Below are 16189 nucleotides of genomic sequence, written 5' to 3' on the forward strand. Positions count from 1 at the left end.
TTCAGCCGCGGATCAGGTTGCGCAGCACGTACTGCATGATGCCGCCGTTGCGGTAGTAGTCCGCCTCACCGGGGGTGTCGATGCGGACGACCGCGTCGAACTCGACACCGGTGTCGGTGGTGACCTTGACGGTGCTCGGGGTGGTGCCCTCGTTCAGCTCGGTGATGCCCGCGATGGAGAAGGTCTCCTCGCCGGTCAGGCCGAGCGAGTCGGCCGACTGGCCGGCCGGGAACTGGAGCGGGAGGACGCCCATGCCGATGAGGTTCGAGCGGTGGATGCGCTCGTACGACTCGGTGATGACGGCCTTGACGCCGAGGAGCGCGGTGCCCTTGGCCGCCCAGTCGCGGGACGAGCCGGAGCCGTACTCCTTGCCGCCCAGGATGACCAGCGGGGTGCCGGCGGCCTGGTAGTTCTGCGAGGCGTCGTAGATGAAGGAGACCGGGGCACCCTCGACGGTGAAGTCGCGGGTGTAGCCGCCCTCGGTGCCCGGCGCGATCTGGTTGCGCAGGCGGATGTTGGCGAAGGTGCCGCGGATCATGACCTCGTGGTTACCACGGCGCGAGCCGTAGGAGTTGAAGTCACGACGCTCCACACCGTGCTCGGTGAGGTACTTGCCGGCCGGGGTGTCGGCCTTGATGGCACCGGCCGGGGAGATGTGGTCGGTGGTGACCGAGTCGCCCAGCTTGGCCAGGACGCGCGCGCCGGCGATGTCGGTGACCGGCGTGGTCTCCATCGTCATGCCCTCGAAGTACGGGGGCTTGCGGACGTAGGTGGACTCGGCGTCCCACTCGAAGGTGTTGCCGGTCGGGATGGACAGCGCCTGCCACTGGGCGTCGCCCGCGAAGACGTCCTGGTAGGACTTGTTGAACATGTCCTCGCCGATGGCGTTGGCGACGACGTCGTTCACCTCGGCCTCGGAGGGCCAGATGTCCGCCAGGTAGACCGGCTTGCCCTCGGTGTCGGTGCCGAGCGCGTCCTTGGTGATGTCCACCTTCATGGAGCCCGCGAGGGCGTACGCGACGACCAGCGGCGGGGAGGCCAGGTAGTTCATCTTGACGTCGGGGTTGATACGGCCCTCGAAGTTCCGGTTGCCGGAGAGGACCGAGGTGACCGCGAGGTCGTGGTCGTTGACGGCCTTGGAGACCTCCTCCGGCAGCGGGCCGGAGTTGCCGATGCAGGTGGTGCAGCCGTAGCCGACGAGGTTGAAGCCGACCTTGTCGAGGTACGGGGTCAGGCCCGCCTTGTCGAAGTAGTCGGTGACGACCTTCGAGCCCGGGGCGAGGGTGGTCTTGACCCACGGCTTGCGGGTCAGGCCCTTCTCCACGGCCTTCTTCGCGACGAGCGCGGCGGCGACCATGACGTACGGGTTCGAGGTGTTGGTGCAGGAGGTGATCGCGGCGACGGTGACGGCGCCGTGGTCGATCTCGTACGTCGAGCCGTCGGGGGCGGTCACGGTGACCGGCTTCGACGGGGCGCCGTTGGGGTGGTTCGCCGGGGAGTCGGAGGCCGGGAAGGACTCCTTGCCCGCCTCGTCGACCTCGTCCACGTAGTTGCGCACGTCCAGCGCGAACTGCTGGGCGGCGTTCGCCAGGACGATGCGGTCCTGCGGGCGCTTCGGGCCGGCGATGGAGGGGACGACCGTGGAGAGGTCGAGCTCCAGCTTCTCGGAGAAGTCGGGCTCGGCGGACGGGTCCAGCCAGAGGCCCTGCTCCTTGGCGTACGCCTCGACGAGCGCGACCTGCTGTGCGGAGCGGCCGGTGAGCTTGAGGTAGTTCAGCGTCTCGCCGTCGATCGGGAAGACCGCGGCGGTGGAGCCGAACTCGGGCGACATGTTGCCGATGGTGGCGCGGTTCGCGAGGGAGGTGGCGGCGACGCCCTCACCGTAGAACTCGACGAACTTGCCGACGACGCCGTGCTTGCGCAGCATCTCGGTGATCGTGAGGACCAGGTCGGTGGCGGTGGTGCCGGTCGGCAGCTCGCCGGTCAGCTTGAAGCCGACGACGCGCGGGATCAGCATGGAGACCGGCTGGCCGAGCATGGCGGCCTCGGCCTCGATGCCGCCGACGCCCCAGCCCAGCACGCCGAGGCCGTTGACCATCGTGGTGTGCGAGTCGGTGCCGACGAGGGTGTCCGGGTAGGCCTGGCCGTTGCGGACCATGACCGTACGGGCCAGGTGCTCGATGTTCACCTGGTGGACGATGCCGGTGCCGGGCGGGACGACCTTGAAGTCGTCGAAGGCGGTCTGGCCCCAGCGCAGGAACTGGTAGCGCTCCTTGTTGCGGCCGTACTCCAGCTCGACGTTCTGCGCGAAGGCGTCGTTGGTGCCGAACTTGTCGGCGATGACGGAGTGGTCGATGACCATCTCGGCCGGGGAGAGCGGGTTGATCTTCGCCGGGTCACCGCCGAGCGCGGCGACGGCCTCACGCATGGTGGCGAGGTCGACGACGCAGGGCACACCGGTGAAGTCCTGCATGATCACGCGGGCCGGCGTGAACTGGATCTCCTGGCTCGGCTGGGCCTGCGAGTCCCAGTTGCCCAGGGCCCGGATGTGGTCGGCGGTGATGTTCGCGCCGTCCTCGGTGCGGAGGAGGTTCTCCAGAAGCACCTTCAGGCTGTAGGGAAGGCGCGCGGAGCCCTCGACCTTGTCCAGCTTGAAGATCTCGTACGACTCGTCGCCCACGCGCAGCGTGCTGCGGGCGTCGAAGCTGTTCGCCGACACGACAGTCTCCTTCATCAATGTGCGCGTATTACCGCCATGCTGCCGCCACGACTCCTCGCCGATCCGCTAAGGTAAGGCTTAGTTAGGTAACCCTTACCGGGTGGGCGGCCGCGGTGCGCCGTAAGCAGTTATCTCGATGTCGAGATAACTCTAGTGCATCACCGCGGCCCGGTCATGCCCGGCATGACTGTGACGGGCATCATCCTGATGTCCGTCCGGTCAGCCGAGCCACACCCCGGTCGCGGCCGTTGTCCGGACATAGTCGGCGAAGTCGCGCGGTTCGCGGCCGAGCGCGCGCCGGACACCGTCGCCGAGCCGGGCGAAGCGGCCTTCCCTGATCCAGCCGTAGAGCATGTTCAGCAGCTCCACATGCTCCTCCGACACGTCCTGCCGCGCACCGTACGCCGCGAAGTCGGACGGCGAGACGGCGCGGTGGGCGATGTCGCGGCCCGTGGCACGCGCGATCTCGTCGACCGCCTCGGCCATGCTCAGCAGCCGGGGCCCGGACAGTGCGTACGACTGCTCGTCGTGGCCGTCCTCGGTCAGGGCCGCCACGGCGACATCGGCGATGTCCTCGACGTCGAGCCACGGCTCGACGCCCTCGCCGGTCGAACTCACGACGTCACCGTCGAGGATCTGCCGGAGGAAGAAAGGGTCCTCGCTGAAGTTCTGCGAGAACCAGGCGGGCTTCAGGATCGTCCACCGCGCGCCGGACTCACGCACGGCGCGCTCGCACGGAAGCTTCTCCTCCCCTTCCGGCACCACCCAGTCGCTGTGGGAGAGGAGCACCAGGCGCTCGACGCCCATGGAGGCGGCGAGCTTCGCGAAGGCGCGCATCGACGTCCCGGCGTCGGCGCGCTGCGAGTCGACCAGATAGGCCGCGCCGACACCGGCGAGGACCGGCTCCCAGGTGCTCTCATCGGTCCAGTCGAAACGGATCGGCCCCTTGCGGGAGACGGCGCGGACCTCGTGCCCGCGCTCGCGGAGGCGGGAGGCGACACGGCGTCCCGTCTTGCCCGTGCTGCCGAGGACCAGGATCGGCTTGGTGGAGTTCTTCGTCGCGTTCGTCGTCTTGATCGTCATGGGAGCAGTCAAACCGTTCACCGGTGAGGCGTGGAATGGTCTGTCCGCTCATTTCGATGTCTCAGCGTCTAACCTTGCCGCATGGATGCGTTGGCGAGTCTGCTGTACGAAGTGCGGTCCGACGGAGCTCTGTTCAGCCGGAACGTCCTCACGCCGCCGTGGTCGATCCGGTTCGCGGACCGCAGACCGATCACCCTCGTCACCATGTTGCGCGGCTCGGGCTGGGTGCTCCCCGGCGACGGCTCCGGCGACGCCACGCCCGAACCCTCGCCGGGGACCGCGCCGGACACCGCGCCCGTCGCGCTGGAGCAGGGCGATGTGGCCATCGTCGTGGGCTCGGAGCCGTTCTCCTTCGCCGACAGCGCCGAGTCGCAGACGCCCCCGCTGTACGTCCTGGCCGGTCCCGACCGGTGCACCACGGCCGACGGCGAGGAGATCAGCGAGGACATCGTCCTGGGCATGCGCACCTGCGGGAACAGCCTGGACGGCCCGACGGTGCTGCTCACCGGCAGCTACCAGGTCGGCGGCCGGGTCTCGGAACGGCTCCTGAGCGCCCTTCCCCGGGTCCTCGTGGTGCGCAACGACGGGCGCCCCGGCCCGATCCTGGACCTCACCGCCGAGGAGGTCTCCCGGGACGAACCGGGACAGCAGGCCGTCCTGGACCGGCTCCTCGACCTGTTGCTGCTGTCGACGCTGCGGGAGTGGTTCACCCGCCCGGAGGCCGATCCGCCCGGGTGGTACCGCGCACTCGGCGACCCCGTCGCCGGCCGGGCGCTGCGCCTGATCCACGACCGTCCCGCACGTCCCTGGACCGTGGCGGCACTCGCCGAGGAGACCGGCGTGTCGCGAGCGACCTTCGCCCGCCGCTTCGGCGATCTGGTCGGCGAGCCGCCCATGGCCTACCTGACCGGCTGGCGGCTCGCCCTCGCCGCCGATCTGCTGACACGCACCGAGGCCACGGTGGAGTCGATCGCCCGACAGGTCGGCTACGGCAGCGCCTTCGGGCTGAGCGTGGCCTTCCACCGCGTGTACGGAACCCGCCCCACCCAGCACCGCACGGCCGCCCGCGCGGCGGGGTAGGGCCTCACCGGCTCCTGGGGCGGGACGAAGCACGCGGGAGGAGCACGGCCGGGATCGTCAGACCGCCCGGTTCGGGGTCGGGGAGCGCGGGGTCGAGACGGGCGACCAGGGTCGTGACGGCGGTCTCCGCGATCGCCTCCGGCCGCAGCGTCACCGTGGTCACCGGCGGGTCGGCCTCGGCGTAGGCCGGGTCCTCGCTGGCACAGACGAGGAGCAGGTCGTCGGGGATCCGCAGACCGTGGCGGGCCGCCGCCGCGTGGACCTGGCGGCCGCCGGGGTCGTAGACGGAGTGGACGGCGTCGCAGGCGCGGTCGGCGAAGGGCCGGTCGAAGGCGTGGCCGGGCGCGTCGTCCGGGTCGAAGGCGATCACCTGCGGGGCTTGACCCCGCTCCCCGCACCACTGTTCGTAGGCCCGGGTCACCGCGCCCGTGTAGTACTCGCGGCCGAACCCGGCGTGCAGCGCGATCCGGCGCGCACCGGCGGCCGCCAGGTGGTCGAGGACCTCGCGGGTGGTCGTGACGTGGTCGTTGTCGACCCAGATGTCGTCGGGGCGCGGGTCGGCGGGGCGGCCGTCGAAGACCACGGGGATGCCCCGCGCCCGCAGGGCGCGCAGGACCGGATCGCCGTCGGGGCTGTCGAGCAGGAGCATTCCGTCGACGGTCAGGGTGTGCCACAGGGTCTCGCCGCCGCGCGCCGCGGGGAGGACCGTCAGGGCGTAGCCATGGGCGTGCGCGGTGGCCGTGGCGGCGGTCAACAGGCGGGAGAAGTAGGGTACTTCGAGGTAGTTCCAGGGCTCGCCCGCGTACGTGGTGACGGCGAGACCGAGGGTTCCGGTACGGGTGAGCGGCGTCCGGCGCGATCCGTAGCCGAGGGCCGCCGCGACCTCGCGGACCCTGCGTCGTGTGGACTCACCGAGCCGGCCCGTGCCGTTGAGGGCGTGGGACACCGTGGCTGTGGACACCTCCGCCGCGCGGGCGATGTCGGTGAGGGTGGGCCCTGACATGCGCGCCATCGTACGGATTTCGCAGGCCGGGGAGGGTACTGGTTATGACGTTAATCAGCGAACGTCCGGCCACAGCCAATGTTTGGAGTGGTCATGACTTCTTCCCTGAGTCGGCGCACCGTTCTCGCCGCCGCCGGTGCGGCGGGTCTCGTGGGGGTCGCCGCCGGCCCCGCCGCGGCGGGCTCGCGCCCCCGGTCCCCGTCCTTGGTCGTGCACAACGCGCGGGTGTTCACCGGCCTGCCCGGCGGCCGTCCCGTCGAGGCGGTGGCCGTCGGGCGCGACGGCCGGATCCTGGCCACCGGGCGGGGCAACGAGTTGCGCCGGCTCGTCGGCCGGGACACCGAGGTCGTCGACGCGCGCGGGGCGACCGTGATGAGCGGGATACACGACGGTCACGTCCATCCCCTGGGCGCGGGCAGCCGCTCGCTGCGGCCCTCCCTCGAAGGCGCGGAGACGACGAAGGAGGAGCTCCTCGCCATCCTGACCGGCTTCCTGAAGGACACCCCGGGCCAGGAGCCGGACGGCTGGCTGGTCGTGGAGGACTGGAATCCGGTCGGTCTGCTGCCGCAGGGCACCCTCCCCCACCACTCGCTGCTGGACGCCCTGCCGACCCGCCGCCCGGTCGCGCTGGTCGGCGGCGACGGCCACAACATCTGGGTCAACGCCCGCGCTCTGGAGATCGCCGGCATCACGGCCGCCACTCCCGACCCGGTGGGCGGGAAGATCGTGAAGGGGGCGGACGGCAGGCCGACCGGGGTGCTCAAGGACGACGCCCAGCCGCTGGTGACCCGGCACATCCCGGAGCCGAGCGAGGCCGAGCTGGTCGAGGCGTGCGCCCGGGTGCTCGGCCGGGCGGCTGCCTCCGGGGTCACCGCGATGATGGACGCCTGGGTCGGGCGCGGTGAGCTGAGCACGTATCAGGCCCTGTCGGCGGCCGGGAAGCTGCCGCAGCGGATCGTCCCGGCGATCCGGATCGACTCGGAGCAGGCGAAGGACCCGGCGGCCGCCCTCGCGTACGCCCGGGGTCTGCGCCGGGAGTTCGGGGGCGTGCGGGGGCTGCGCTTCGGGATGATCAAGGTGTTCCTGGACGGGGTGATCGAGTACCCGGCGCAGACGGCGGCGCTGCTCGAGCCGTATCTGGACGGCGAGGGACGACCGACCACCAATCGGGGCGAACTGTATGTTTCCGGGCGTGACTACGGCCGACTGGCGGCAGCGTTCAACCGGGCCGGGTGGCAGCTGCACGCCCATGGCCTCGGCGACCGTGCCGTGCGTACGGCGCTCGACGGTTACGCGTACGCCCGCCGCACCACCGGGCTGCGTGACGCGCGCAACGCGGTCGCGCACCTTCAGCTGGTGAACCCGGCCGATCTGCGGCGCTTCGCCGAACTGGGCGTGGCGGCCTGTATGCAGCTGCAGTGGGCGGCCCGGGACACCTGGACGATGGAGGCGCTCCTGCCGTACATCGGGCCCGAGCGGCACCGATGGATGTACCCGGCGCGCTCGCTGGAGCGCCATGGCGCGCGGCTCTCGGCCGGCTCGGACTGGCCGGTGGACGCGCTCCAGGCGTGGAACCAGATCCGGACGGCGATCGACCGGCAGGGGGCGCACGGCGAGGGCCCGCTCCACCGGGAGCTGGAGGGGCTCAGCCGCACCTCGGCGCTGCGGATGCACACGTACGGCACGGCCTGGCAGCTGCGCATGGACGGGGAGACCGGGACGATCCGGGAGGGGCGGGCCGCCGACCTGGTGGTTCTCGACAGGGATGTAACGAAATGTCCGGTCGCGGACATCAGCGACACCGCGGTGCGACTCACACTGGTCGGGGGCCGCGTGGTGCACGACGCCGACTCCGCCTCGGGCCGTACGGCGTCCGCCGGGCTGGCCCGTGCGGTGTCGGCGCCACGGCCTTCGGCGTACGCGGCGGTGCACGGCGGCCGCCACCGAGCCTGCGGCTGCGGCAAGAACTGACACCGCCACGGGCCACCGGGCGTGCGCCCGGGGCACGGACTGACAGACCACCTCGGGCCACCGGGCGTGCGACCGGAACGCGAATCGACAGACCACCACGAGCCACCGGGCGTGCGACCGGAACGCGAACCGACAGACCACCCCGGACAACCGGGCGTGCGACCGAGGCGCGGACTGACAGGCAGCCCCGGCCCCCGTACGGCCGCGGAGGAATTGCCGCGGCCGTACAGGGGGCCGAGGATCGAACCATGTTCAGCGGCGCGCATGTGATCCTCTACACCCCGGACGCGGAGGCCGACCGGGCCTTCGTCAAGGACGTCCTGGGCTTCGACCATGTCGACGCGGGTGGCGGCTGGCTCATCTTCCGGCTGCCACCGGCGGAGCTCGCGATCCACCCCACGACGGGCGAGCCGAAGCACGAGTTCTACCTGATGTGCGAGGACATCACGGGCACGCTGACCACCCTGGAGGACCGCGGGGTGGAGGTCTCACGGCCCATCAGCGACCAGGGCTGGGGGCTGCTCGCCGCCGTACGGATGCCGAGCGGGGCCGAACTGCCGCTCTATGAACCGCGTCACCCCACCGCGCACAGCGCGTCACCCTGACGGCTCACCCCCTCGCAAGCCGCATCTCATATCTGAGATAACGTGACGGCATGGCAGACGACTACCTCGTACGCATCGGCAAGCTCATCCGTGACGCCCGTCAGCACCGCGGCTGGACCCAGACGCAGCTCGCAGAGGCCCTGGCCACCAGCCAGAGCGCGGTCAACCGGATCGAACGCGGCAACCAGAACATCAGCCTTGAGATGATCGCACGCATCGGCGAAGCGCTCGACAGCGAGATCGTGTCTCTGGGTTACGCCGGCCCCATGCATCTGCGGGTCGTCGGCCGCCGCCGGCTCTCCGGCGCCATCGACGTCAAGACGAGCAAGAACGCCTGTGTCGCGCTGCTCTGCGCCTCCCTCCTCAACAAGGGCCGCACGGTCCTGCGCCGTGTCGCCCGCATCGAGGAGGTCTTCCGGCTCCTGGAAGTCCTCAACTCCATCGGGGTGCGCACCCGTTGGATCAACGACGGCGTCGACCTGGAGATCGTGCCGCCGGCCGAGCTGGACATGGACTCGATCGACGCCGAGGCCGCGATCCGCACGCGATCCATCATCATGTTCCTCGGCCCGCTGCTGCACCGCCTCGACCGCTTCAAGCTGCCCTACGCGGGCGGCTGCGACCTCGGTACGCGCACCATCGAGCCGCACATGATCGCGCTGCGCCGCTTCGGTCTGGACATCACCGCCACCGAGGGCCTCTACCACGCGCAGGTGGAGTCGTCCGTCGTCCCCGACCGCCCGATCGTGCTGACCGAGCGCGGCGACACCGTGACCGAGAACGCGCTGCTGGCCGCCGCCCGCCACGACGGCGTGACCGTCATCCGCAACGCCTCCTCCAACTACATGGTCCAGGACCTGTGCTTCTTCCTGGAGGCCCTGGGTGTACGGGTCGAGGGCATCGGCACGACCACGCTGACCGTGCACGGCGTGCCGCAGATCGACGTGGACGTGGACTACTCCCCCTCCGAGGACCCGGTCGAGGCGATGAGCCTGCTGGCCGCGGCCGTGGTGACCGAGTCGGAGCTGACGATCCGCCGCGTACCGATCGAGTTCATGGAGATCGAGCTCGCGGTCCTGGAGGAGATGGGCCTCGACCACGACCGCTCCCCGGAGTACGCGGCCGACAACGGCCGTACGCGTCTGGTCGACCTGACGGTCCGCCCCTCCAAGCTGGAGGCGCCGATCGACAAGATCCACCCGATGCCGTTCCCCGGCCTCAACATCGACAACGTGCCGTTCTTCGCGGCCATCGCGGCGACGGCCCAGGGCAAGACCCTGATCCACGACTGGGTCTACGACAACCGCGCGATCTACCTCACGGACCTCAACCGCCTGGGCGGCCGCCTCCAACTCCTCGACCCCCACCGCGTCCTGGTCGAGGGCCCGACCCGCTGGCGCGCCGCCGAGATGATGTGCCCCCCGGCCCTGCGCCCGGCGGTGGTGGTCCTCCTGGCGATGATGGCGGCGGAGGGCACATCGGTCCTGCGGAACGTGTACGTCATCAACCGGGGCTACGAGGAGCTGGCGGAGCGCCTGAACTCGGTGGGGGCGCAGATCGAGATCTTCCGGGACATCTGAGAGGCGAGGGCCACCGGCTCCCTTCCAACCTGCACTGCGGGTCTGCGAGGGGGCTGGTGGGACTTGTCCGGACCTTCGAGGCCTGGGCGGGCTGCCAGCGGCAGCCCGCCCAGCGTCGCCGGCGCGAGGCAGGAAATTCGCCTGCCGAGTCCACCTCAGCCGGACGGCCCGCGAAGGCCATGTTCCATGACCTCTGGTACGAGCGGCCGGGTCGCCCCGCTCCAGGACACCGCCAACTCCTCCCTGGCTCGCGTACATGCCAGGAACAGCAGCCTTCGCTCCATAAGCAGCTCCGACTCACGCCGACGCGCATCCGCCTCGGGCGCTGTGCCGTGGGCGCCGAACCGTACAGGTTCAGCCGTCAGCCCGAGCACCGCGACGCAACGAAACTCCATACCCTTCATCAGGTGCATGGAGGCAAGACGCACCCCTTCCTCATGCGGTGGGCTGCTGCCCTCGACGGAGACCACAGCCACTCCGGCTGCGGACATGACAGCGCGTGCGCTGTTCAGAGTCCGGATGGAACGGGCGCATACACCGATGTCGGATGGCCGAATCCCCTGCGCGATCCACTCCCGGACGCGGTGGACAAGCGCGTCCATCTCGTCGCTCTCGGTCGCGTAAGCGCTGACGACTGGTGGAAGACCGTGGTGCAGGGAGTGGAATTCGGCCAGCGTGTCGGTGCCGTCCCCGCTCAGATCCTCCACGGGCATGCCGCTGACGAGGCCGGTCGAAAAGTGGAGGATCTCCGCCGTGGACCGGTAACTGAGTCCCAGTCGGCTGCTCCGCCCCACGACGGAGATGCCCAGGGAACGGAGCGACACTCTTGCGTCGTGGATCCGCTGGTGCGGATCGCCGGTGATGAACAGATCGTCGGGGCCCGGGGCGACGGTGGCGCGGAGGACCCGCCACTGCGCCGGGTGCAACTCCTGAGCGTCGTCCACCACCACATGGTGATATGCGGGCCGCTCGCCCGCCGCCAGCACGTCCGCGGCACGCAGGCAGACCCCGAGGCTGGTCACGCGTCCGTCGGTCTCGAGGAGTGACTCGAATCGTTCGACCGCTGACCACACCACTGCGCGGCGCGCTGCCGACAAGGGCATGCCCCGTCCCAACCGGGCGGCTTTGAGGTAGGCACGTCGGTCGCGCAGGTTCTGCGCGAGGACCACATGACGGTACTCATCCGCCAGGAACCGTGCCTCCCACGGCAGGTCCAGCGCCTCCACGACTCGCTGCCACAGACGCAGTTCACCGGCCGGCGTCAGAAGCCGTGGAACCGTGCCGTCGGCATGCGCGACGACACCGTGCGCGTAGGCGTCGACGCCGGTCACCACAACTCTGTCGAGCAGCGCGGTGTCCTGGTCGAGCAGGACGGACAGCTGCTCCCGGAGAGCTGTCGCGGCGGCCTCGGCGTAGCTGGCCAGGAGGAGACGGGTGTCGGGAGTCCGCGCCAGCAGATGTCTGACTCTGTGCAGCGCCACCAGCGTCTTGCCCGTTCCGGGGCCTCCGGTGACCTGCGCCGGACCGTTGTAGGAAGGCCGGTAGGCGATTCGGCGCTGGGCGTCGTGCAGCGACTCCGCCGATCGACGCAGACGCTCTTTCAGGGGACGCGCACCCTGAGACAGCAACCGCGCGCGCGTCTCGGCGTCTGTCGGGCAGACGACGGTGCCCACCAGACCGCGCGTGAGCAGAGTCTTGTACGCGTGGCGGATCAACCGGTCCGCGTCCTCGTCAGGAGTCGACGATCTGCCGAGGGACGGATCCCTCGACGCTGCCCGGTCCGTGACGAATCTGTCCCCCCGCCAGACCATGTCGGGGCCGATGACGACTCCGCACCAGTCGTACTCGAAGCCCTGCGCCGTGTAGATGTTGCCCACTTGCCCGAAGCCGGCAGGATCGGTGGCCCACAGCGCACTGGACGGCGCTCCGGGGACCGATCTGTCACTCAGAGAGGGCCAGGAACGGGCCCAGTCACCGATGACCACGTCTGTCGGAAGCCCGTCACTCTCTTCCTGAGGTCGCGACCAGCGCCAGCAATAGCCCGCTGTCATTCGGGCGCTGTACCCCTCGAGGTGGCGTTGGCGCAGGAACGCTTCCATGTCCTGCGGGTTGTCGGCAACGAGCAGTTGCATCCGGCCATCCGGTTCCCAGCGCACCGGTCCGCCCGGCTCCAGGCCTAGAAGTCTCATCACCCAGCTCGTGTACGCGTCGCTGCCTCCGCAACGGAACTGGTCCTTCAGCTCTACCAGACGGACAGGAAGTCGCCTCTTTCTGGCCGCAGAATTGATCTCCACCACCGTGCCGACTTCTCCGGGACGCATGTTCTGGTGCTCATCAAGGAGGAACACGGTCACCCGTGCCGCGTCGATCAGCTCGTCGATCTGAGCCTTCCCCGTGCGCAGGTCTGGGCGCGTGTAACGGTTGACGGAAGTCGAACGGATTCGTTGGGCCTCGTCACAGATCAGCACATCGAGCGCGTCCGGCTCGGACTCCATGAAGCTGTTGAAGTACCGGAAGAGGTCCGTCGTGCGCCTTCGGTCGCCCACGATCGTGCGCAGCGTCTTGGTGAACGTCATCGAGCCGGTCGCATGCGCAACCTTCACGCCCTGCCGGCGCAGATCTCCCAGCAATTGCAGGGCGATCGTGCTCTTCCCTGTCCCCGGTCCACCGGTGACGACGACGACTTCCTTGTAGTCCGACCGCTGTGCCCTGCGGACCGCGTGAAGAACCAGACTGTAGGCGACCTGCTGCTCGTCCAGCAGAACGAACTGCTGTCGCTCGATCAGCGCGGACGCGGCGACAGCGGACAGCGGGCTGAGAGGGAGCGGTCTCGCGAGAAGGAATTCGTCCGCCGCGCCGTCTCCGGGGTGGCTGCCGCTGAACCGCGTACGCAGATAGTCGAGGAACACGCTCCGCCGATCGCCGGTGAACAGTCCCACCCGATGCTCACCGCCGTTTTCCTGCAGCCCGTCCACCTCGATCGCCTTGGCATTCGGAAGGTAGACGGCGGCTCCGACTCGTTGCGGATACCGACTCACCGCACCGTTGAACCGGATCAGGTACTCGCTGGAGCGCCGCATCCGCTCAAGGGGATTGAGGACCAGGTGAGCAGAGCCGTCCGCACGGCACAGGTCCGGATTGTCCTCGTCGGGGACGGCGATGGCCCACTGCTTCAGGTCGACGAGGACATACGACGGCTCCAGCCGGCCCGGATCCACGCCGGCCAGGACCACCTGGACTCGCGCACTGTTCCCCGGCAGCGCGTACTCGACCAGCATTTCGACATCGGTGAGGCCCGCATCCGTCAGCACGGCCGCCAGCGTCACAAGGCCATGCTCCCAAGTCCGAACCTGCGAGGGACTCGGCTTGTGCCCCCGGGCCAGACGGTGCTGTTCGATGAGGAACTGGATCAACGCCCCGCTCCGGGCGGCGGCCGCGACAGCTCCGGCAGATGCCCGGACCAGCGCCGTGGCGCCGAGGCCGGTGAGCCGCGCTTCCACCCCGGACGGCCTACTTGACCCCTCCGAAGCGACCGAGGGCTGCCCGGAAGCTGCGGATTGGCTCTCCAGCGCCGCGAAGGGCAATGCCTCGTCCAAGAGCCTCACGGCGCCCGAGGCGTTGGGCGTCAGCACCGAGAAGTCGGGCAGTCGGCCGAGATAGGGCTCGACTGCGCGGCCCACGGCCTCGGTGACCTCCCGGGTCTGAGCCCGGCTCATCCCACTGGAGAGGAGCTCGCGGACACCTGGCCGAAAGGTGTAGAGATCGTCTCCGTACAGCGACGCGGGAAGTTCCCCCGACTCGCAGTCGCCTCCGTCAAGCCGCTGCAGCAGTCCACCGAGCAGCACCTCCGCCACGTGTGTCGACGTGGCTTCCGGCAGAGAGGCGGTGCGAACGAGCTGCATCAACAGAGGGCTGAGCGGCGTGATGGCAGAGAGCCGGACCGCAAGTCGGTACGCCTGCGGCGAGAAAGCCCCCCGGAATGCGGCGATCAGCCGGTCCGGCGGTACGGAACCGGAAAGGGACTCCGGATGCCTCGGCATACCCGTGTCCCCCGGCGCATTCGCGCCGAGGCGCTCGAGCACCGCCGCGTCGACCAGGTGCGCAGTGGCGGGCCTGGTCACCAGTTGTGACCACGAGCCGAGCGAGGACGGTGAGAGGGCCACCACCGGCAACGGCACACGGCCTGGAGCGAGCAACTGCCGCTCCTCGGTCGCAGGGTCCAGCATGAGCAACTCCTGAATCATGGGCAGTGGTTGAGTTGCCCTCAGGAGAAGAGGCTGCGGCTGAAATGCTGTGGCACGCCATAGTCGCTGCGGCAAGGGGGTCAGGGCGGCGAGCGGTCCAAGTGCCCCCAGTTCCGCAACGGCTTCAGCAACAGCCGTACTCGACCACGCCGGATGCACACCGTCCGTGAGCAGGAAGGTCACGGACGGGCCGGCTCCCGTCCGCCGCGGCCCACGCGCCTCCCGGACAAGGTCAGGCGGAGAGAACCGGCGGATGTGGACGGTGCGGAAGATCCCACCGCGCTGCAGCAGGCGGCCCACCTCCCACGACAGCGACCGCCACACGCGCATGGACGCGGAGTCGTCGACCAGGAGAACCGCAGCGTTTCGCAGCTCTTGTGCGGGACGCAGCACCACATCGAAGGTGTCCGACTCAGCGGCGAGTCTGACCGTGGCCTCCACGTCGACGACCGTGCGGTGCGGGTGTGCCCTGTAGGCACGCAGCGGCCGCAGGGACCGGACCAAGTGGTTCGCGCCGGGCAGCGGCCGAGGTCCCGGCACCCTCACCGCATGGGCGGCCGAGCCTGTCGTCAGAGCGTTCGCTCGGATGTCGGGGAAGAGCAGGCGAGGCTTCTTCTGTGGCTGTTCCGTCTCCTGTCGGCGCACAGGATCCGGGCCCGCACCAGAGGATCCCGCCTCGTGCACCTCCTGTTCGACGTCTGCCTCGGCCGGCTTGGTGTCGTCCCGGAGATCGCCCTCTCCTTCGTCTGCCGTCGGCCCCGCTGTCTTCCCGCTTCCCGCGATCGTGCGGGCCAGCAGGAGAACGTCCAACAGCTCCGAGCCGTCGACCGGGTGGCCGATGCCGTCCAGGATCCGCAGCAGGCGATCGATCATCCGGGGAAGATCTCGTCAAGACGGTGCATGACCGTATTGATCATCTGCTCCCGGCTCAAATCGGCTCCCGTGAGCCGCAGGTGTACCGCGGCCAGCAGCTGATCGGTCGCGAGAGTCTGCGTGGTCGCCCTCTGCAGAAAGTCCTGGACCAGGTCCTCACATTCGGCAAGTGCCTCGTCACCCAGATGGAGCCTGACGATCTCGCGGAGCTTCGTCTCGTCGGGGTCCTGCAGATCGAGCCGGACACAGCGGCGGAGAAAGGCCGGCGGAAAGTCCCGTTCCCCGTTGCTGGTCATGATCACGATCGGAAACTGCGTGCACGACACGGTTCCCCTGCGTACCTGAACGCGCTGCCTGCTGCCGGTGACGAGTACGTTCACGTTCTGCTGGTCCTCGGGCAACCGGGCGAGTTCGGGAATCTCGAACTCGCCTTCCTCCAGCACCACGAGAAGATCATTGGGGAGATCGATATCCGCCTTGTCGAGTTCGTCGATGAGCAGAACTCGTGGGCGGTCCATGGCGGCGAGGGCCGTGCCCAGGGGACCGAGGCGCAAGTAGTCCCCGATGTCCGAACGCACGCTCCGGGAATGGCGCCTCAGCTTCCTCGGCGCATCACGGCCAAGGCGCCTCTCGCGTTCCATGGACGCCTCGCGGAGCCGACCCACCGCGTCGTAGCGGTAGAGGGCATCAGCCAGCGTCGAGCGGCTGTTGACCGGCCAGCGAAGCACATCGCCCAGCCCGAGATCGTCGGCGACGGCATCGGCCAGAGAGCTCTTGCCGGTCCCCGGGCGACCGGTGACCAGCAGCGGGCGCCGTAGGTGCAGTGCGGCGTTGACGATCGCCACGTGTTCCGGACTCAACAGGTACTGCTTGACCCCCGGCGTCCGTGCCGAACCCGCCAGGTTCCGCCAGGGTGGCGGGGCGGGGAGCTCAGCGGGGCCGCGGAACACCCACCAGGGCTCGGCTGCGGAGCCCGGATCCGGTTCGGACACTGCGTTGTGCGACACAGTCGCTCTCCTTGACATGGCGAT

At 69.5% G+C, this 16189-nt stretch carries 9 protein-coding genes; 4 read left to right on the forward strand and 5 right to left on the reverse strand.

The features are described from left to right. Position 1: 1 nt before the first annotated feature. Together acnA and ACZ561_RS24665 are read right to left on the reverse strand one after the other, a co-directional pair. Positions 2–2719, reverse strand: a complete 2718-nt coding sequence (acnA, locus tag ACZ561_RS24660) for an aconitate hydratase AcnA (RefSeq protein ID WP_470998876.1) — start codon at positions 2717–2719, stop codon at positions 2–4. Between the two features lie 219 nt (positions 2720–2938). Next, positions 2939–3802: an NAD(P)H-binding protein gene (locus tag ACZ561_RS24665; protein WP_470998878.1), complete on the reverse strand. Its 864-nt coding sequence runs from the start codon at positions 3800–3802 to the stop codon at positions 2939–2941. 81 nt (positions 3803–3883) lie between these two features. Between ACZ561_RS24665 and ACZ561_RS24670 the strand changes: the two genes are divergently transcribed. Beyond that, complete coding sequence (locus ACZ561_RS24670) at positions 3884–4882, forward strand: AraC family transcriptional regulator (RefSeq protein WP_470998880.1); 999 nt, start codon at positions 3884–3886, stop codon at positions 4880–4882. A gap of 4 nt (positions 4883–4886) precedes the next feature. Here ACZ561_RS24670 and ACZ561_RS24675 read toward each other — a convergent pair whose 3' ends face one another. Next, the gene (locus ACZ561_RS24675; RefSeq protein ID WP_470998882.1) at positions 4887–5885 is read right to left on the reverse strand and encodes a LacI family DNA-binding transcriptional regulator; all 999 of its coding nucleotides are present in this window, start codon (positions 5883–5885) and stop codon (positions 4887–4889) included. Positions 5886–5978: 93 nt separating this feature from the next. On the opposite strand from ACZ561_RS24675, the gene ACZ561_RS24680 reads away from it, so the two are divergent. The 3 genes from ACZ561_RS24680 to ACZ561_RS24690 all read left to right on the forward strand — a co-directional run bounded on the left by ACZ561_RS24680 (position 5979) and on the right by ACZ561_RS24690 (position 10041). After that, the gene (locus tag ACZ561_RS24680) at positions 5979–7856 is read left to right on the forward strand and encodes an amidohydrolase (RefSeq protein WP_470998884.1); all 1878 of its coding nucleotides are present in this window, start codon (positions 5979–5981) and stop codon (positions 7854–7856) included. Positions 7857–8104: 248 nt separating this feature from the next. Next, the gene (locus tag ACZ561_RS24685; RefSeq protein ID WP_470998886.1) at positions 8105–8461 is read left to right on the forward strand and encodes a VOC family protein; all 357 of its coding nucleotides are present in this window, start codon (positions 8105–8107) and stop codon (positions 8459–8461) included. 50 nt (positions 8462–8511) lie between these two features. After that, positions 8512–10041, forward strand: coding sequence for a helix-turn-helix domain-containing protein (locus ACZ561_RS24690; RefSeq protein ID WP_470998888.1), 1530 nt, complete (start codon positions 8512–8514; stop codon positions 10039–10041). Positions 10042–10196: 155 nt separating this feature from the next. Here ACZ561_RS24690 and ACZ561_RS24695 read toward each other — a convergent pair whose 3' ends face one another. Together ACZ561_RS24695 and ACZ561_RS24700 are read right to left on the reverse strand one after the other, a co-directional pair. After that, on the reverse strand, positions 10197–15158 hold the full coding sequence (locus ACZ561_RS24695) for an SAV_2336 N-terminal domain-related protein (protein ID WP_470998890.1): 4962 nt from the start codon (positions 15156–15158) through the stop codon (positions 10197–10199). Further along, complete coding sequence (locus tag ACZ561_RS24700) at positions 15155–16183, reverse strand: AAA family ATPase (protein WP_470998892.1); 1029 nt, start codon at positions 16181–16183, stop codon at positions 15155–15157. Before ACZ561_RS24700 ends, ACZ561_RS24695 begins: the two co-directional genes overlap by 4 nt. Between the last annotated feature and the right edge of the window lie 6 nt (positions 16184–16189).

This window comes from Streptomyces sp. NPDC039609, assembly GCF_055596705.1.

Excerpts from the sequence above, each read along its gene's own strand:
- ACZ561_RS24665 (WP_470998878.1), bottom strand. The coding sequence starts at position 3,802 with ATGACGATCAAGACGACGAACGCGACGAAGAACTCCACCAAGCCGATC.
- ACZ561_RS24670 (WP_470998880.1), top strand. The coding sequence starts at position 3,884 with ATGGATGCGTTGGCGAGTCTGCTGTACGAAGTGCGGTCCGACGGAGCT.
- ACZ561_RS24675 (WP_470998882.1), bottom strand. The coding sequence starts at position 5,885 with ATGTCAGGGCCCACCCTCACCGACATCGCCCGCGCGGCGGAGGTGTCC.
- ACZ561_RS24680 (WP_470998884.1), top strand. The coding sequence starts at position 5,979 with ATGACTTCTTCCCTGAGTCGGCGCACCGTTCTCGCCGCCGCCGGTGCG.
- ACZ561_RS24685 (WP_470998886.1), top strand. The coding sequence starts at position 8,105 with ATGTTCAGCGGCGCGCATGTGATCCTCTACACCCCGGACGCGGAGGCC.
- ACZ561_RS24690 (WP_470998888.1), top strand. The coding sequence starts at position 8,512 with ATGGCAGACGACTACCTCGTACGCATCGGCAAGCTCATCCGTGACGCC.
- ACZ561_RS24695 (WP_470998890.1), bottom strand. The coding sequence starts at position 15,158 with ATGATCGATCGCCTGCTGCGGATCCTGGACGGCATCGGCCACCCGGTC.
- ACZ561_RS24700 (WP_470998892.1), bottom strand. The coding sequence starts at position 16,183 with ATGTCAAGGAGAGCGACTGTGTCGCACAACGCAGTGTCCGAACCGGAT.